The sequence below is a fragment of the Bradyrhizobium paxllaeri genome, from assembly GCF_001693515.2.
GTDB lineage: Bacteria > Pseudomonadota > Alphaproteobacteria > Rhizobiales > Xanthobacteraceae > Bradyrhizobium > Bradyrhizobium paxllaeri.
This window is the reverse complement of the sequence record NZ_CP042968.1, coordinates 3,796,105-3,813,396: the sequence shown is the minus strand read 5'-3', so window position 1 is coordinate 3,813,396 and position 17,292 is coordinate 3,796,105. Positions and strand designations below refer to the sequence as shown.

The window sequence follows — 17,292 nt, the reverse complement described above, 5'->3', positions numbered from 1 at the left end:
ATGCCGCATATAACAAGGCCCGCGCCGATCCATGACCGACCACCCACCACCAAAGCTTGGCCTGACCGACGCGGAGCTCGCGGTTCATCCGACCGTCTTCGCAAGCGACGCGCTGAAGGATCAGGTCGTCATCGTGACGGGCGGTGCCGGCGGCATTGGCCGCGCGATCGCCTGGCTGTTCGCGCGGCTCGGCGCGCATGTCGCCGTGGTGGGGCGCGACGGCGGCAAGCTCGATGCGCTGGTGGCCCAACTGGCGGACCGCAGCCTCAAGGCCTCCGCGCATGTCGCTGACATCAGGCAGCCCGATGCGGTCAGCGCTCTCTTCGACACGATCTGGGCTGCGCAGGGCCGCGTCGATAGCCTGGTCAACAGCGCCGGCGGACAATTTCCGCAAGCTGCGATCGATTTTTCCGTGAAAGGCTGGAACGCCGTCATCAACACCAATCTGAACGGCACCTGGTACATGATGCAGGCCGCCGCGCAGCGCTGGCGCGATCACAAGCATCCCGGCAGCATCGTCAACATCGTGGTGGTGACGACGCATGGCCTCTACGGCATCGCGCACACCATTGCGGCGCGCAGCGGCGTGATCGGATTGTCGCGCGCCGTCGCGGTCGAATGGGCGCCGCTGAACATTCGGGTCAACTGCGTGGCGCCCGGCGCAATCGAGACCGAGGGCTGGAGTGTCTACGCGCCGGAGGCCCGCGCCGCCTACCCGCGCTCGAATCCGATGATGCGGGTCGGCTCACCCTGGGAAGTCGCCGAAGCCACCGCCTTCCTCGCGGGACCTTCGGCCAAATTCGTCACCGGTGAAACGCTCACGGTCGATGGCGGCGGCCAGCTCTGGGGCGAAACCTGGACCACCGGAAAGCCGGCCTATTTCGGCGGCGACGAATAACGCGCCGAAAGCCGATTTCCCATGACACGCTATCGCCTCGCCATCTTCGACTTTGACGGCACGCTTGCCGACTCGCTTCCATGGTTTCGAGCGTCGTTTCACGACATGGTCGCGCGCTTCAACCTCACGCCCGTTCCCGACGAGGAAATGGAGGGATTGCGCGGCCTGACCGCCCGCGAACTCATGGCGCGGCTTAACGTATCCACGTGGCAACTGCCGGCCATCGTCAACGACATGCGAAAGCGCAAACTGGCCGCGGCGAGCGAAATATCGCTGTTCAATGGCGTCCCGGCCTTGCTGACCGACCTGCAGCGCGTCGGGATCAAAACTGCCATCGTCAGCTCCGATAGCGAAGCATCCGTCCGGCAGGGGCTCGGTCCCGCCACGAGCCTGATCACCCGCTTCGATTGCGGCGCCGCGCTGTTCGGCAAGCACTGGAAATTCCGGCGTGTCGCGCGCAAGCTCGGCGTGAAACCTTCGGAGACTATCTGCATCGGCGACGAGATCCGCGACATCGAAGCCGCGAAGGCAGCCGGGATGGATTCGGGGGCGGTGGCCTGGGGGTATGCGCTGCCAATTGCGCTGCAGGCCGCAGGGCCGACGCATCTGTTCAATTCGATCGAGGAGATGATGCAGCGGCTCACTATAAAGAAATAACACTTCGCGAATGTCCGCTTGATAACTCCGCCTGTTACCTGTCACACCCACAAAGGCCATCGTACGAGGTGTTCGTGGCCGTTCAAGCTGCGGATGAGTACGAACTCGCTAACCGTCCAGCCAATCGGTTCGACTGGATACTCATCTGCGCCACGCGCGTCATACAGCAGCGTGACATGTGGCGTAAAATTCGTATTGGCCAGCCTCCTCAACCCTCTTCGTGTCATCGCGGCGCCGATCGTTTGACGAAACGACTGCAAATGGCGCAATCCATTCTCTCCGATCAGGACGAACGGACGATTGCCCGGTCGCCCCCGAAAGCTTGCCGTGCGATCGAAAGAGACCTCGAACGGCTGGGTTCGCACATCCATGGCCGCCTCCCAAGCGGCGCAAAACTGACCTTCAGGCAACCCGCTGAGAGCGAACAGCGAAATGTGCAGCCGCCCGGGCGCAATGAGCTTGCCGTCAAACTGATGCGCTCGCTTGAGCACGCAAGCCAATTGGTGAATCCGCTCTGCCGTCCCCGCGTCGGGAACGGCCGCGAGGAATAAGCGGGCACTACTACGGCTTGTAAACTTGTCCATCATCGACTAGAACAGATCATGAACGAAGCCGGCGCGCAATCGAAATTTCTGTATTGTAAAATACACTACATCCGGGTACGAAATCTTTGTTGGAGGTTCCAAAATGCCACGCGTCATAAAGCGAAAAGAGCACCCGCTATCGATGCGGCTGCCCGAAACTGACATAGCCATCATCGATCGTGCGGCAGCCTTGCGCGGCCGTTCGCGTACGGATTTCGTACGTGATGCAGCAGTGCGAGCGGCGGAGGATGTTCTGATGGAAACGGCACCCATCCGGATGAGCCCGGCCGGCTTCAAGGCCTTTGTCGAGGTTCTTTCGAAGCCCGCGCGCCCGGTGCCCGAAATGGTCGAACTATTTCAACGGGCCGCTCCGTGGGAATCCAGGAACCCAAAAGCCGAGAAGTGACGGGTGGCCATTTCCGAGCCGGAACCATTGACGGCTGTTCATGACGTTTCCGAGTTTTCCTGCGGGAAGCCGTCGCTGGACCGATGGCTGAAAACGCGGGCGCTGTCCAATCAAGGGAAGGGCTTTACGGCCGTCATGGTCGTTCATGAGGCCAACCGTGTCCTTGGATACTACGGCCTCGCGCCTACGGCGATTCTTCCCGCAACGTTGCCGCGATCGATTCGTACAGGCCAGCCGCCAGATCCAGTTCCTTGCCTGTTGTTGGGGCAGCTTGCCGCAGATCAGAACCATAGCGGAATGGGAATTGGCACAGGACTGCTTAAGCATGCGCTGCAACGCTGTGTAACTGCAGCCAGCCTGATTGGCGGCCGCGCGCTCATCGTCAATGCCGTCGATATCGAGGCGGCGGCTTTTTGGAGGCGACGCGGCTTTATTCCTTCGAAAGATGATCCGCTGATCCTCCTCAGGTCTATCACCGATATTGCTGCATCGATCATGTCGCGCGACTGAATGCAGATGTCGCAAACGCATAGCCCATACTTACAACACACACCCGTAATGCGCCGACGATACGAGCCGGATGTATTTGTCGTGCACCGAGCCGGGTCGCACCTGCGCCACCGATGCCGGCGCGCGCCAGTCGGCCATGCGGCGGGCGATCTCTTCCGCCGGCACCTCGAGACTAAGGGTACGTGCGCCTGGATCGATCACGATGGTGTCGCCATCGCGCACCGCCGCAATCGGGCCGCCGCGCGCGGCTTCCGGCGAGATGTGACCGATCAGGATGCCATGCGAGACGCCGGAGAAGCGACCGTCGGTGATCAGGGCGACGTCCTCGCCGAGGCCCCGCCCCTGCAACTGGATGGTCAGCATCACCATCTCGGGCATGCCGGGTCCGCCGACCGGACCGACATTGCGCACCACGATCACGTTGCCAGCGACAATCTCGCCGGCACGGATCGCGGCCATCGTATCGGCTTCGGACTCGAATACGCGGGCGGTGCCGCGAAACTGCCCCTTCTCAAGCGTCTTGCCCGAGAGTTTGAGCAGGCAGCTCTCCGGCGCCAGATTGCCCTTGAGAACGCTGATGTGATTGTTGGCCGGCGCGACCGGTTTCGACACCGGGGAAACGATCTCCTGCGGCGGCAGCTGCTCCAATGTCGGAACATCGGCGAGATTTTCTGCCAACGTCTTGCCCGTCACCGTCATGACATCGCCATGCAGGAAGCCGGCGCGCAGCAATTCCTTCATCACGACCGGCACGCCGCCGATTGCATGCAGGCTGCCCATCGCGAATGGACCGTGCGGCTGCAGATTGGCCAATAGCGGGACGCGCTCGCCAACTGCCTGGATGCGTTCGATCGTGATCGGCACCTGGGCCTCACGCGCAACCGCCAGCAGATGCAGATACATGTTGGTCGAACCGCCCATCGCATAGATGGTCGTGATGGCATTTTCGAACGCACGCTCGGTCATGATGTCGCGCGGCCGGATGCCGGCCTGCATCAGCCTATAGAGCGCATCGACGGAGGCGCGCGCCTGGGCGCGGACATCGGCGTGGATGTCGCTGCCGGCGTTGTAATCGGCAGGATGCGAGGCACCGCGCGGCAGCATCATGCCGATCGATTCCGCAATCGTGCTCATGGTGTTGGCCGTGAACATCGCGCCGCAGGTGCCGCTGCCGGGCATCACATTGCGCTCGACTTCCAATAGCTCCTCGCCGGAGAGGCGCCCGGACTCGTTGGCGGCGCGGGCCTCGGCGTAATCCATGATGGTCAGATTGTTGCCCTTGCCCGCCCACGCCCCGAACGACACGCGGCCGGGCGTGCTGGTGCCGGGATAGAGCACGAGCCCGAAGGCATTGGTGCGCGCCAGCGGCATCAGCGCGGCAGCCCCGGTCTTGTCGCAGCCGGAGATCACGATCATGGCGTCGCCATGATGGGCATAATGGCCGATCTCGAAACAGTCGGCGACGACGTCGCGCGACGCGAGGCTGTAGCCCGCCGTCGGCGTGCCCTGCGTCAACGCGTCAGACACCGCCGGCGCCCCGACGACCAATCCCTGCCCGCCGCGCTCGGCCAGGATTTCCACCAGGAAATCCGCGATCGTGCGAACGCGGTTGTTGCAGCGATGGGCATTGGTCCAAGCGCTGGCGATGGTCACCACCGCGCTGGTCTCCGCGGCGCGATCCGGATCGAAACCGGCGGCGCGCAGTTCGACCCGCGACCGCTTCCAATAGGTGCTGCTGTCCTGCGTCGTCATGAGGTGCTCCAGGTCTTCTGATTGGATCGCCGATGCCAGCGTTCCGCCTGTTTGGGAGTGAGGTTAGGCCGTCTTGCCGTCGTCGAAGCTGACGATCACGGCGGCGTTGGCTATCAGAATGGGGTCGTTACCGCTCTCGGACGGAATTTCCAACCCACCAGCGACCGCTGTCACTTTCACGGTGCCGTACGGCAGCTCTTTTGCCACGGCCGCGGTATCAACCCCCTCCGGATTCGGCACGGCGATCGTGACGTCGACGAACATGTCATTGGCGGTCTTGCCCAGCATGCGGAAGAAGCCGAGGCTGGAATGGCGGATGGCGTCCGAGACGGCGCGCTTGGCGGCCTTGGTGGCGTCGCGCCCGTGAACGTCGACGCCCATGCCCATCTCGGTGATACAGCGCACGCGTGCCATCAGGTTTCCTTCGATCGTTTGAGTTAAGAGATATCAGCCGTCCGCAATTCGCGCGAGCGGCCAGCGAGGCGCCGGCCCATCGATACTACGACGACTGGCGCGAAGAAGTGAAGCTGGCAGCATGGAAGCGCAGGTTTTCGCACGACAGCTGATCGACAGATGTAACGCCCATCAGCTTCATGCCGCGTTCGATCTCGATCCGCATCTGCTCGAGCGCGCGTTCCACGCCCGCCTGCCCGGCAGCAGCCAACGGAAAGAGATAGTAGCGGCCAAGGCCTACTGCCTTGGCTCCCAGCGATAGTGCCTTGAGCACGTGGGTGCCGCGCTGCACGCCGCCGTCCATGATGACATCGATCCTGTCGCCCACCGCATCGACAATCTCGGCCAGTTGGTCAAAGGCGCTGCGCGAACCGTCAAGCTGCCGACCGCCGTGATTGGAAAGCACGATCCCCGTGCAGCCGATCTCCACCGCGCGTCTGGCGTCTGCTGCCGACATCACGCCCTTGAGGCAGAACTGCCCACCCCAGTGCTGCACCATCTCGGCCACGTCATCCCAATTCATCGCGGGATCGAGCATCTCGGTGAAGTAGCGGCTGATGGACATGGTACCGCTCCCCATGTCGACATGGGTGTCCAACTGCGGCAGCTTGAAGCTTTCATGCGTGAAATAGTTGATCGCCCAGGCCGGCTTGATCGCGAACTGCGCCATGCCGGCCAGAGTGAGCTTGAACGGGATGGCGAAGCCGGTGCGCTTGTCGCGCTCCCGGTTGCCGCCGGTGATGCTGTCGACGGTCAGCATCATGACCTCCACGCCGGCCTGCTTGGCGCGATTCATCATCTCGCGGTTCAAGCCGCGATCCCTGTGGAAATAGAACTGATAGACCTGCGGAGCGCCGCTGATCCTGCGCGCTTCTTCGAGGCTCACGGTGCCGAGCGAGGAAACGCCGAACATGGTGCCGTATTTGCCGGCGGCCGCCGCCACCGCGCGCTCGCCTTGCGGATGGAACAACCGCTGCAGCGCCGTCGGCGAGCAATAGACCGGCATGGCCAGCTGCTGCCCCATGATCGTGACCGACATGTCCACATCGCTGACGCCGCGCAGCACGTTCGGCACCAGGTCGCAATCTTCGAAGGCTCGCGTATTGCGGCGATACGTGACTTCGTCGTCGGCGGCACCGTCGATATAGTTGAAAATCGGTCCGGGAAGGCGCTGCTTGGCCATTCGGCGAAAATCGTGGAAGTTGTGGCAGTTTTTCAAACGCATCTCATTTCTCGGTTGGTAATGCAAAGCACGCGTGCCGTGGAGCGCTCTGTTGTCGTTCTGGATGGAGTCGCAATCCTGCGCTCTGCTTATCATATAGTCAGGGCATCTTGCTCCCGCGCCCGGTGATGAGGGGCAGGAAGTTGCGGATAGCGAGACATCGGCGTCGATCGCGCGAGCCACCGCCGGTGGCCAATCGCCAAGCCCCCTAACCCGCTTCAACAGCGGGCAGGCCGAGCGCGGACTGCAGTCGCCCGCTGCCTCGCCGGTAGAGCATCCCATGCTGAGCGGGCGCTAGGAGATCGGCATGAGGTACGAAGTCAGCGATGACTTTGTTGAATGGAATCGCGCCGCAGTCGGGAACGAGGCAATCGCGTTTTCCCTTCGGACAACGGCTGAACGAACAGAGCCGGCCAAGATACCTGTCGCTCACCGGTTCGAACAGAAAGACATCCAGTTGGTGGCCGACAATGCTGATGCCGAGACCCGATTCATATGCCTTGCTCAAGGCTCGACCGGCCGCCCGGCGGATTTCCCCGAGGCGGTGTTGCCGATCGATCCAGAGCGCCAGATCGAGATCGCCGCATTCATGCCAGACTTCGATGCGCTCGCGACGAAACTCCCTGAACCGCGGAATCTCCTTCCACAGCGGCTTGGCGACCGAGCCTATCACGGCGATCGCCTCGACCTCTGGAAACGCCATCCACGCCTCCGTGACGACATCTGCCGCCACGCGAAACTGACGCTGGCGCTCCAGAAGATAGCGGTCCTGTTCCTCGATTTCGGAGCGCCGCATTTTCTTACCCCAGAAGCTTCATGAAATTGCGGATCCGATCAAGCAGTCCTGCTCCGCAAGCCATCGGCGATCGTAGAGAGGGCATCGGCAAGTTGCCGCGCAGTCTCGCCGGTCGGCAGCGGCATTTTGAGGCTCGGCATGCCGGTGGCGGAATCGCGCTCGACCCATGGGTGTGCCGGTGCGTGGGGATCGCCGGCAGCCGCCATGGCGGTAATGAACTGCGCACCGATCTGCACCAGCGCCTGCCACGGATCCGGACCGACGCCGTGTGGCGGCACTCCCGCCCCCATCCGCGCCACCGCGATTTCGCCAGCACCACCGCCTGCATCCACACTCCCGGCATGGACGGATTCGGTGGCCACGGCGATATTCGCAACCTCCTCGGCCGGTGTCACCGCCTCGCCCTCGCCCATGTTCCCCGTGACGTTTTCCACCTCCTTCATGAAGCGGTTGAGACGCGAACCGCCAAGCGAAATCTCGCTGCTGCCGCCATCGAGAATTCCTGCCGACAGGGAGCGCTTGAACGCCAGTACCGAGAGCATGCCCTCCTCGATAGTGCCCTTTGCCACGAAATTGACGACCAGCACCGGCCGCACCTGGCCGAGGCGATGAATGCGCGCGATGCGTTGTTCGAGAACCGCCGGGTTCCAGGGCAGGTCCATGTTCACCAAGGTCGATGCGTGCTGCAGGTTGAGACCTGTCGAGCCAGCATCGGTGGACAGGAACACACGGCAGTTGGGATCGTCGCGAAACCGCTCCACCAACGCCGGCCGCTTTTCCGACGGCACGCCGCCGTGGAAACTCACATAGCCCAGCCCCCTCGCTTCGAGACGACGAATGACGATGTCGTGGGTCCGCGTCCACTGCGAAAACACCACCGCCTTGGCTTCCGGATCGACGAACAACTCGTCGAACAGCGCCGCCAATTCGTCAGCCTTGACGCCGTGGTCAGTTTCCTGGTCCAGCAGATACGTGCTGTTGCACGACATGCGCATGTTCTGCAAAGCAATCATCAGCCGCCGCTGATCCGTGTCCGACAGAAATCCGCTCCTGCGCCAGCGCCGGACGATTTTCGCGACCTCGTCGGCATTTTCCCGGTGATAGGTCGTTTGCATCTCGGTCATCGGGACCAGCAGGTTCTGGTCGGTCCGGCTCGGCAGTTGCCGAAGCACCTCGGATTTGCGCCGGCGGATCATGACCGGCGCCAGCGTCTGGCCGATCTTCTCCAGCCCGGTATAGCCGGTAACGCGCCCGGCTTCGTCCTTGACCTGATGCTCGTGCAAGAGCTTCCAGGTCGGCCCCAGCCGGTGCTGGTCGACGAACTGCACGATGGAAATCAGCTCTTCCAGCTTGTTTTCCAGCGGCGTGCCCGTGAGCACGATCGCGTGCGTGCTGTCGATGCGCTTAAGGGCGCGTGCGGCGATGGTATTCCAGTTTTTCACCCGCTGGGCTTCGTCGACGATGACGAGTTCGGGCGCCCATGCGGCGATCAAATCGAAATCCGGCTGGAGCTTTTCGTAGTTCGTGATCTTGCAGAAATCATCGAGCGCGTAGTCCTTCTGCCGCTGCGCCCGGCCGCCACCGATGACACGCGCGGCATTTTTTCCCTTCCGTCCCGTGAAGCGCGCGATCTCGCTTTGCCATTGGTATTTCAGTGAAGTCGGGCAGATCACCAACACTTTGGACACGCCGAAATGCCGCGCCAGTATTTCCATCGCGGCAATGGCCTGGATGGTCTTGCCAAGCCCCATGTCATCGCCAATCAGCGCCCGTCCGGCGCGCACCGCGAACAGCGCGCCCTCCGCTTGATAGGCATAGAGCGGCACCTTCAACAGCGCCCGCAGTTTGGGGGCCGCGGCGCCGCGCGGAAACAACTGCGTGAGCTTTGCGGCTCGCCGGTCCGCGTCGCGCCGTCCAGCAACGAAATCGAGCGCATCGTCATAGGCGCGCAGTTCGTGACCGGACTTCGACACCGTGGCCATGAATGGCTCCAACTCGTCGAGCCGGCCGTCCGGCAACATCCCATCGCGGTCGGCGTCGAACAATCCGGCGGCAGCCTTGCGCACCGACGGCGGACAATCGGTTCCGGCGCGGAAATGCACGCTGCGCTTGCCATCGCTGCGCAAATACAACTCGGAGAACGCCGGCTGGTATCCGCGCGCAAACGCCGTTTTGGCGCCGCGCCTTTTCTGCAGTCTGGCGAGCGTAAATTCGAGGTGCTTGCAAGTACCCAACTCGCTGGTGGAATAATCGGGGCAGGAACAGAAATTGCCGCCTGGCCCGAGACCCCGGATCGCGACGCGGTAGCTGGACTTCGAAGCGGGATTACTGACCCGGAATTCGGAGAAAAACGGTTCGCTGCCCAGATTTTCAAGCCCGAAAGCCTGCTCGCGACCGAATTGGCGGCGCAGGCTACGTTGCCACTCCACCGGCGAAAGATCGGCGGGCGCATGGGTTCGCGACAGCTTGGGTTCCTTCTTCGAACGGGCGGCGGCGTTCGGGTTTCGGCGTTCGGGTTTCATCAAGGCACGTTCCGTTCTGCAAGACTGCACGCGCCAGACTACCATCCCTTGCATCGCGAATTGCATTCGCCCGTGACTTTCCCACACCTGTGGCGATCAGCTTCAGCCACGGCGCCAAATGAAAGACGCTCATCAGCATGTACATCGGGATCATCCCGCCCACCGACGAGGCGTTTGCGGCCGAACAAAGGCCATCCAGTGGGCCACGGCCAGCAACAGCCGTAAGCAACGCCATCATCGCAAACGTCGGCGCGGCCGCGAGATACAGCCCGTTGGCTGACTTGAGCGCTGCGGCGCTCCAATGGATCACGCCGCTACTGCCATCGGCGCAAGTCTGGCTCATGACCCCGCCTGCTTGTTGCGGAATGCGGCCTCGCCGGCGTCCGACACCTCGACCCACCTCTTGTCGGGCGCAGCGCCCTCAACGTAGCTGTCGTGCCAATTCCACCATTTGTAGGTCGGCGTCTGCGGATAGCCTTCCGGCGAATCCTCCCACACCTCCTGGCGGCCGAGCGGCGTGATGTCGAGGTAGTTCCAGGTGCCTCCCATCTGCTCGTCGCCGCGATTGTTGATGAAGTAGGTGCGGTAGATCCTGTCGCCGTTGTGGAAGAACACATTGGTACCGTGCCACTCGTCCACGCCGAAATCGGCATCGAAGCTGTCGGTAACGGTGACCCAGGGGATCATCTCCCATCCCATTTGCTTCTTCAGCCGCGCGATGTCCGCCTGCGACGCGCGCGAGGCAAACACCAGCGTCGTATCACGGGCGTTGAGATGGGCGAGGTGCGCGACCTGGTCGGCCACCATCGAGCAGCCGCGGCAGGCATGGTCCGGCCAGCCGAACACGCCGGGTTCGTAGAAGGCGCGATAGACGATCAGTTGATGTCGGCCCTCGAACAGGTCGCGCAAGCTCGCCTTGCCGTTGGGGCCGTCGAACTTGTACTCCTTCTCGACCGCCAGCCACGGCATCCGCCGGCGCTCGGCGGCGAGCGCGTCACGGGCGTGGGTCACCTCTTTTTCCTTCGCGAGCAATTGCTGGCGTGCCGCTTCCCATTCCTGCGCCGAAACGGTGTGAATCTGCATGGCTAATCTCCTGTTTGTCGTGATGCTTGTTGCTTGAGTCGATCGATTTGCAGCATCAGGCCGGCAGACGGGCGTCGTATTCCTTCATCAGGCCGCTCCAGCCATCCCAGAACGGCGCCGGCTCTTCGCCGCTTGTGCGGGCAACCAGGACATCGAGATGCATGTGCCAGCCGGCCATGTGCTTGAGCAGCGTGGCGCGGTCGGGAAAGCGCCGATGCACGATCGTGAGCAGAACGCCCTTGCCTTTCGGCTCCAGTTCGAACGTGACATCACCGGTGCTGTTCCAGGTGATCGACAATTTTCGCGGCGGATCGAATTCGGTGATCCGGCTCTGCATGCGATGCTCGCCACCGCCGAAGCCGGCCGGGCGCTCGCCGGGCGGGTTTGTCAATTCGTCGTTGCGCCAGACGAGTTCGAGGGGCGCGCCGACCTTCGCATCCATATCGCCTGCGGCCAGCCATTTGCGGCGCAGTTCGCTGTCGGTGAGATAAGCCCAGATGCGTTCGATCGGCCCCGGCAACAGCCGCTGGATTTTCAGCGTTCTTGGCTCGGGCAATTCGCCATAGGCTTCGGGCTTCGTCGTTGAATTCATCGCTCCACACTCCTTCACTTCCTGCCCTTCGCCGCGTCTTCTGCGCGCAACAGCGCTTCCAACCGGTCGAGATTGTCGCTCCAGAAACGCTCGTAACGCCTGAGCCACGCATCGGCTTCCGCGAGCCGGGCCGCTTCGAGGCGGCACAGATGGGTACGGCCGCGCACCGTGCGTTTCACGAGGCCGGCATTCTCCAGCACCCGCACATGTTTCGAGGCGCCGGCGAAGCTCATGTGGAACGGCGTCGCCAGTTCCCCGATCGTGCGTTCGCGTTCAGCCAATTGTCCAAGCATCGCCCGCCGCGTTGGATCCGCGAGGGCATGAAAGACGGCGTCGAGATTTTGTTCAACCATGTGGTTTAATATAGCCGCGCGGGGCGAACAGTCAACCATTCGGTTTAACGTTTTCGTGATCCGCCCTAGCTGTCCGGCACGGTGTAGACGGCGCAGGGCGCTTCAATGCCGCGCAGCGCATGTGTTCCCATCGGAACCAGGGTCGTCATGGTTTCGGAAGCCACCGCGCCTGAGATCAGAACTGTTCGGCCGAGCGGGCGGCAAAGCCCTTCGAGCCGGCTGACCAGATTCACCGCCGGCCCGATCGCGGTGAAATCCAGCCGGTCGGCAGCGCCGACATTGCCCCACAGAATTTCGCCAAGATGCAACGCGACGCCGAACGACAGCGAGGGCAACCCTTGCCCTCTCCGCTCGACGTCGAGATGCGCCATGCCGGCCTTCGCGGAAGCAACGGCGCGCACGGCCGCGTCGCAGGCATCGCGCGGCTTGTCCCCGACCGGAAAGATGGCGAGCACGCCGTCGCCGATGAATTTCAGCACCTCGCCACCGAACGCGTGAACCGAACCGGCGATGCAGTCGAACCAGGAGCCCAGCGCTTCGATGACGGAAGCCGCAGGCTCGGCCTCAGACAGCGCGGTGAAGCTACGCAGATCAGCAAAGAGCAACACGGCCCGGATGGTCTCGCCGACTTCGCGCCGCAGCGGTCCCGCCAGCACGCGCGCGGCGCTGCGCCGGCCGAGATAAGCCTCGAGCGCGGCCGACAGCGTCGCGCGCGCCGCGAGCGCGGCAAGCGGCGCCGCGGCAAAGCGGGCGGCTTCGCGCAATCGACCCGCTTCCGCTTCGGTGAAGCGGCGCGGTCCGATCCATCCGAGCAGCGGCCCGCCCTCGCCTGCGCCAACGCTGTCTTCATGCACCGCACCGCCCGCGAGCGCCGCCAGCCAGCTCCGCCCCGCATCGCCGGATGAATGCCCCGCGCTTGCGAATCCCGCCGGTGCAAATCCCACCGCCTCGATCACCTCGCCGTTCCCGGCCCGCCATAGCCAGGTGCGGCGGGCGATGATCGGATGCGGCACGGCGAGTGTCAGCGCCCCGCCGGCAAGCGGCACGCCGTCCGCGATCAGGCGCGTGCCGAGTTCGGCCAGAAACCGGTCGGCGCCCGGCGACGCGCTGGCCGCATCGACCAGCCATGTCAGCGTCGAGCTCAGTTGCATGGGCCGACCACCCGGCAGGAACGATTGATTGTCATCCTCGCTACTTGGTAAATCGTCGCGCCGGCATATGTTCTCGTGCGGGTTGCACGATCCGTCATGCCAGAGAGCAACGAGGTCTTCGATGCCAGAATCATTTGTGGTCCAGCGCGAGACCCAGATCGCCGCGCCGCGCGCCAGCGTGTTCGCCTTCCTGACGGACCCCGAGAAGATCGTGCAATGGATGGGCAGCGAGGCCACCACAGAGATGCATCCCGGCGGGCTGTACCTGCTGAAGGGCGTGGGCAGTGCCACCGCGCGCGGCACCTTCCGCGAGGTGGTGCCGGTGCATCGCCTCGCCTACAGCTTTGGCTGGGAAGGCAATGATGAGGTGCCGCCGGGATCAGGCCTGATCGAGATCGACCTGATCGAGCACGATGGCGGCACGTTGCTGCGAATGACCCATAGCGGTCTTCCCAGCGCGACGCATCAGGCAAGCCATGCCAAGGGTTGGGCGCACTATATCGGCAGGCTGACGCTGGCAGCCGCCGGCCAGGATCCCGGCCCCGACCGGGGCCCAAACGGCACGCGCAACGCGTGAGGATGGCAGCGACCAAGGCATTCATCGCCGGACTATCCATCCGCTTTCTTCAACACCGTCACGTGCAGGCGACGGCGGATTTCCATCCCCTGCCGCCGGTAGAGCGCGATAGCCGAGTGATTGTGGGTGAACACGTGCAGGAAGGGAATTTCGCCGCGCGACACGATGTGGCGGGAGATGGCGGATAGCAGCATCTGCCCGTAACCGCGGCCGCGGTAGGATGGATGCACGCAGACCGCAGTGATCTCGGTATAGTGAGCGGGCTTCATGCGCTCACCGATCATCGCCACCAGTTGTCCGTCGACGTGGATGCCGAGGAAGGTGCCGAGTTCATGGGTTCGCGTGCTGAACGGGCCGGGCTTGGTGAGTTCGGTCAATTCGATCATCGCGGGAACGTCGTCGACGCCGAGGGTGACGATGTCGACGCCATTGGCCGGCGTTTCAAGGATCGTCCCGATCATCTGTTCGCCGGTATCGGCGAGAGCGATCTTGAAATCGGCAGGCAGCGTCACCGGATCGGGCGTGAACAGCACGGCGATATCCTGCGGCGACATCAAGGCGCCAAGCGCGGCAAAACTCTCGGTGGACATATCGGGCATATCGGCGAATGGCGTGATCGCCGTCGGAAAACGCCGCGCACGAGCATCGCCTTCCGCCAGCGCCTGTTGCGTCGTGGTCAGCGCAGTCCAGATCGGGTGGTCGAGTGGATGGGTGGAGCTGTCATGAACGGACATCGGGCTACCCTCATTCTCACATGCACATCAGAACTAGCGATAGTCACCTGGGTCCGCCACCTTGCCGCCTTCCCTCACCTCGGCGGTGTAACGCCAGATGTCGGGCCGCGTGCCGTCGATATCCGTAAAGCCATAGTGGCTCGCGAGTTCGCCGGAGCTGACTGACTTTTGATTCCATCTGCCGCGATCGGGATCGGCGGCGAGCGCCGCCACGGCGCGGCCGACGTAACGCGGCGATTCCGACAGCGCGAAATCCGGCGGCGCCTGATGCTTGCTGCCTCCCCGTTCCGTTAGCGCCTCCCGCCAGTTCGTTTCGGTGACGCCGAAATTTTGCAGCATCATTTCGGAGCGCAGCCAACCCGGCGTGATCGCCACCGCTGTCGCGCCGTGCGGTGCAAGTTCGTGGCCTTGCGAATAAGCGAGACGGTTCACGCTCTGCTTGACGAGATCGTAAAACACCGAGATCCGGTAATGCGTTGCGTTGTAATCGGCCGTGCCGTCGGTGACTTCCACCAGCAGACCACCGGGCTGCGCGACCAGCAGCGGCAGCAGGTAATGCGAGGTCACCAGATGTGTCTCGATGCCGAGCCGCAGAATCCGCAAGCCCTTCTGCAGGTCGAGCTTCCAGATCGGCGTATTCCACTGCGGCGGTCCGCCCTTCAGCACTTCGGCGCCCCAGATATCGTTGACGAGCATGTCGATGCGGCCATGCTCGGCGCGGATACGCTCGGCCAGCGCCGCGACCTGCGCCGGTTCGAGATGGTCGACGGGTATGGCGACGCCTTTGCCGCCAAGGCTAGTCACGAGTTCGGCGGTCTCCTCGATCGTCTCCGGCCGGTCATAGTCGGATCGCGTCGGAGCATCGGCGCGAGCGCTGCTGCGCCCCGTGCAGATCACCGTCGCGCCGGCCTCGCCGAGCGCAGCCGCGATGCCGCGGCCAGCGCCACGCGTCGCGCCTGCCACAACGGCGATCCGTCCGCGAAGCGAAGTCTCCTGTGACACAACATTCATTGCACCGTCCCCTACACGCGCCGCCGCAATCGCATCAAAGCGCCGCTCGAGCGCATTGTCATGCCTACTCTGCCGTCGCCTTGATCAGATTGTCGCGAAGTGTGACGACGTTTTCCTGCAACCGCGCGAACTCGTCGGGCTTCAATCCGGTCGCGCTCACGAGATTCATGTGCATGCCCTTTTCGCGCAACCGCCGGCCGGCCTCGGTCAGGCTGATGCGCACTTGCCGTTCGTCCGCGGGATCGCGCTGGCGGCGCAGATAGCCCGCCGCCTCGAGCTTTTTCAGGATCGGCGTCAGCGTGTTGGATTCCAGAAACATCTTCTCGCCGAGTTCGCTCACGGTCTGGCCATCCTGCTCCCACAGTGCCACGATCGCGATCCATTGCGGGTAGGTCAGGCCGAGTTCGTCCAGGCCCTTCTTGTAGGCCCGCCCGAAGGCCAGATTGGCCGAATAGACCGCAAAGCACAGGAAGTCGCCCAAGCGACGCTCGCCGCCGGCCGGCTTGGGCTTCGGGTTAGTCTTTGAACTGTCTCTGGAATTGTCCCTGGTCCCGGCAGTTGAACCGGACCTGGAACCGTCACTGGGTCTCATGAGGTCGTCCTTTCCGACACGAACATGTGAAGTCTCGCATCCATATATATCGCATCCGATTAAATCGGAAGGCTTGACTTTACACCACGGTGAAGCTTTATAACCCGCATCCGAATATATCGTACACGATCTAATAACAGGAGAGAAACCATGAGCGCTACAGCCCCCCGTACTCCCGCCGTCGACCTGAAGCTCGAAGTCGTCGTCATCCCCGTTGCCGACGTCGAACGCGCCAAGCAATTCTACGCGAACCTTGGCTGGCGGCTCGATGCCGACTTCGCCGGCCCCGACGACTACCGCGTGATCCAGTTCACCCCGCCCGGCTCCAGCGCCTCCGTCATCTTCGGCAAGAACGTGACCCCGGCCGCGCCCGGCTCCGCGCAGGGCCTCTATCTGGTCGTCTCCGACATCGAGGCCGCCCGCAAAGAGCTGCTCGACCGCGGCGTCGCAATCAGTGACGTATTTCACGCAAATGGCGATGTGCACGTCGGCACGGACGAGCCCTATCTGTTCGGACGCAATCGTCTGAGCGGTCCGCATCCTGAGCGCGGCACCTACCGCTCCTACGCTTCGTTCAGCGATCCCGACGGCAATGGCTGGCTGCTGCAGGAAGTCACCGCGCGATTGCCCGGACGCGTCGATGGGAATGCGACGAGCTTCGCCTCTTCCGCCGACCTCGCCGCCGCGTTCCGCAGGGCTGCTGCGGCGCACGGCGAATACGAGAAGCGCAATGGCGGCCAATACGATGTGAACTGGCCGGACTGGTACGCCAACTACATCGTCAACGAGCAGGCGGGCCGACAGCAGGCCGCGTGAGCCGTCGATGCGACGACAAATGTTGGCGGCGGCTCCCGCAGAGTTCGCTGCCAACGCCTCACCCAATGCGTAATGGAGATCTGCAATGCGCAAATTATCCGCGGGCTTCTCACTCATTCCAATGACTGCGCTCGCGCTGTTCATGATGCTTTCAGCCGGACCGGCGACGGCTCAGACCACACAGGGCACGGCCGCCAATCCGCCTGCGGCTGGATCCGAAAAGCCGCATGACGATCTGGCCGGCAAGCTGGTCCGCCGCGTGATCCAGCGCGCCCCGTCATCGATACCCGGCCGCGAGATCGTCCAGGTGGAGACGGAGATTCCACCCGGCGTCGAATCCGGATGGCATGTGCATCCCGGCGAAGAGGTCGGCTTCATCGTCGCCGGCAAGGTCGAGATGCAGGTCGAGGGAAGACCCACCGTCATTCTCAATGCCGGCGACGGCTTCCTGATTCCGCCGCGCACGCCACATAACGCGCGCGACCTCGGCCCGGAGACCGGGCGCATGCTGTCGACCTACATCGTCGAACAAGGCCAGCCGATCGCCACGTTCGTGCATCAGCACGCCGGGAAGTAGGCCTGC

General features: G+C 63.3%; 20 protein-coding genes. 7 read left to right on the top strand and 13 right to left on the bottom strand.

Translation table 11 applies throughout. The annotated features are described in order from the left end of the window. Nucleotides 1-31: 31 nt before the first annotated feature. Both LMTR21_RS18135 and LMTR21_RS18130 read left to right on the top strand, forming a co-directional pair. Nucleotides 32-898 (top strand): SDR family oxidoreductase, encoded by an 867-nt coding sequence (locus LMTR21_RS18135; protein ID WP_065755121.1) that lies wholly within the window; start codon nt 32-34, stop codon nt 896-898. A 21-nt stretch (nt 899-919) separates the two neighbouring features. Then, nucleotides 920-1,555, top strand: coding sequence for an HAD hydrolase-like protein (locus tag LMTR21_RS18130; RefSeq protein WP_065755122.1), 636 nt, complete (start codon nt 920-922; stop codon nt 1,553-1,555). 41 nt (nt 1,556-1,596) lie between these two features. Here LMTR21_RS18130 and LMTR21_RS18125 read toward each other — a convergent pair whose 3' ends face one another. Further along, nucleotides 1,597-2,142 carry a 2'-5' RNA ligase family protein gene (locus tag LMTR21_RS18125; protein ID WP_065755123.1) on the bottom strand — a complete coding sequence of 182 codons (546 nt, stop codon included), beginning with the start codon at nt 2,140-2,142 and terminating at the stop codon, nt 1,597-1,599. 100 nt (nt 2,143-2,242) lie between these two features. On the opposite strand from LMTR21_RS18125, the gene LMTR21_RS18120 reads away from it, so the two are divergent. Beyond that, complete coding sequence (locus tag LMTR21_RS18120; RefSeq protein WP_065755124.1) at nt 2,243-2,545, top strand: type II toxin-antitoxin system TacA family antitoxin; 303 nt, start codon at nt 2,243-2,245, stop codon at nt 2,543-2,545. Between the two features lie 3 nt (nt 2,546-2,548). After that, the gene (locus LMTR21_RS18115) at nt 2,549-3,055 is read left to right on the top strand and encodes a GNAT family N-acetyltransferase (RefSeq protein WP_065755125.1); all 507 of its coding nucleotides are present in this window, start codon (nt 2,549-2,551) and stop codon (nt 3,053-3,055) included. Between the two features lie 30 nt (nt 3,056-3,085). On the opposite strand, the gene ilvD is transcribed toward LMTR21_RS18115, so the two are convergent. The 9 genes from ilvD to LMTR21_RS18065 all read right to left on the bottom strand — a co-directional run bounded on the left by ilvD (nt 3,086) and on the right by LMTR21_RS18065 (nt 12,979). Beyond that, nucleotides 3,086-4,807 (bottom strand): dihydroxy-acid dehydratase, encoded by a 1,722-nt coding sequence (ilvD, locus tag LMTR21_RS18110; protein WP_065755126.1) that lies wholly within the window; start codon nt 4,805-4,807, stop codon nt 3,086-3,088. A 63-nt stretch (nt 4,808-4,870) separates the two neighbouring features. Then, nucleotides 4,871-5,221 (bottom strand): Lin0512 family protein, encoded by a 351-nt coding sequence (locus LMTR21_RS18105; RefSeq protein WP_065755127.1) that lies wholly within the window; start codon nt 5,219-5,221, stop codon nt 4,871-4,873. 85 nt (nt 5,222-5,306) lie between these two features. Continuing rightward, a complete protein-coding gene (locus tag LMTR21_RS18100) occupies nt 5,307-6,485 on the bottom strand; it encodes an alpha-hydroxy acid oxidase (protein ID WP_065755128.1) in 1,179 nt (392 codons plus the stop codon). Nucleotides 6,486-6,690: 205 nt separating this feature from the next. Next, on the bottom strand, nt 6,691-7,278 hold the full coding sequence (locus LMTR21_RS41585; protein ID WP_065755129.1) for a hypothetical protein: 588 nt from the start codon (nt 7,276-7,278) through the stop codon (nt 6,691-6,693). A gap of 38 nt (nt 7,279-7,316) precedes the next feature. Continuing rightward, nucleotides 7,317-9,800 (bottom strand): SNF2-related protein, encoded by a 2,484-nt coding sequence (locus LMTR21_RS18090; protein WP_065755130.1) that lies wholly within the window; start codon nt 9,798-9,800, stop codon nt 7,317-7,319. 339 nt (nt 9,801-10,139) lie between these two features. Then, nucleotides 10,140-10,883: a DUF899 domain-containing protein gene (locus LMTR21_RS18080; RefSeq protein WP_065755131.1), complete on the bottom strand. Its 744-nt coding sequence runs from the start codon at nt 10,881-10,883 to the stop codon at nt 10,140-10,142. A gap of 55 nt (nt 10,884-10,938) precedes the next feature. Beyond that, a complete protein-coding gene (locus LMTR21_RS18075; RefSeq protein WP_065755132.1) occupies nt 10,939-11,475 on the bottom strand; it encodes an SRPBCC family protein in 537 nt (178 codons plus the stop codon). Nucleotides 11,476-11,489: 14 nt separating this feature from the next. After that, nucleotides 11,490-11,867 (bottom strand): ArsR/SmtB family transcription factor, encoded by a 378-nt coding sequence (locus tag LMTR21_RS18070; protein WP_430642563.1) that lies wholly within the window; start codon nt 11,865-11,867, stop codon nt 11,490-11,492. 26 nt (nt 11,868-11,893) lie between these two features. After that, nucleotides 11,894-12,979, bottom strand: a complete 1,086-nt coding sequence (locus tag LMTR21_RS18065) for an adenylate/guanylate cyclase domain-containing protein (RefSeq protein ID WP_065755134.1) — start codon at nt 12,977-12,979, stop codon at nt 11,894-11,896. A 121-nt stretch (nt 12,980-13,100) separates the two neighbouring features. Here LMTR21_RS18065 and LMTR21_RS18060 point away from each other — a divergent pair, with 121 nt between their 5' ends. Next, nucleotides 13,101-13,556 carry an SRPBCC family protein gene (locus LMTR21_RS18060; RefSeq protein ID WP_065755135.1) on the top strand — a complete coding sequence of 152 codons (456 nt, stop codon included), beginning with the start codon at nt 13,101-13,103 and terminating at the stop codon, nt 13,554-13,556. Between the two features lie 32 nt (nt 13,557-13,588). Here LMTR21_RS18060 and LMTR21_RS18055 read toward each other — a convergent pair whose 3' ends face one another. The 3 genes from LMTR21_RS18055 to LMTR21_RS18045 form a co-directional block, all read right to left on the bottom strand. Next, a complete protein-coding gene (locus LMTR21_RS18055; protein WP_065755136.1) occupies nt 13,589-14,290 on the bottom strand; it encodes a GNAT family N-acetyltransferase in 702 nt (233 codons plus the stop codon). A gap of 33 nt (nt 14,291-14,323) precedes the next feature. After that, nucleotides 14,324-15,301, bottom strand: coding sequence for an SDR family oxidoreductase (locus LMTR21_RS18050; protein WP_148635979.1), 978 nt, complete (start codon nt 15,299-15,301; stop codon nt 14,324-14,326). Between the two features lie 64 nt (nt 15,302-15,365). Then, nucleotides 15,366-15,782, bottom strand: a complete 417-nt coding sequence (locus LMTR21_RS18045; protein WP_065755138.1) for a MarR family winged helix-turn-helix transcriptional regulator — start codon at nt 15,780-15,782, stop codon at nt 15,366-15,368. A gap of 261 nt (nt 15,783-16,043) precedes the next feature. Here LMTR21_RS18045 and LMTR21_RS18040 point away from each other — a divergent pair, with 261 nt between their 5' ends. Together LMTR21_RS18040 and LMTR21_RS18035 are read left to right on the top strand one after the other, a co-directional pair. After that, a complete protein-coding gene (locus LMTR21_RS18040) occupies nt 16,044-16,709 on the top strand; it encodes a VOC family protein (RefSeq protein ID WP_065755139.1) in 666 nt (221 codons plus the stop codon). An 85-nt stretch (nt 16,710-16,794) separates the two neighbouring features. Further along, nucleotides 16,795-17,286 carry a cupin domain-containing protein gene (locus tag LMTR21_RS18035; protein ID WP_210250582.1) on the top strand — a complete coding sequence of 164 codons (492 nt, stop codon included), beginning with the start codon at nt 16,795-16,797 and terminating at the stop codon, nt 17,284-17,286. Nucleotides 17,287-17,292 lie beyond the last annotated feature (6 nt).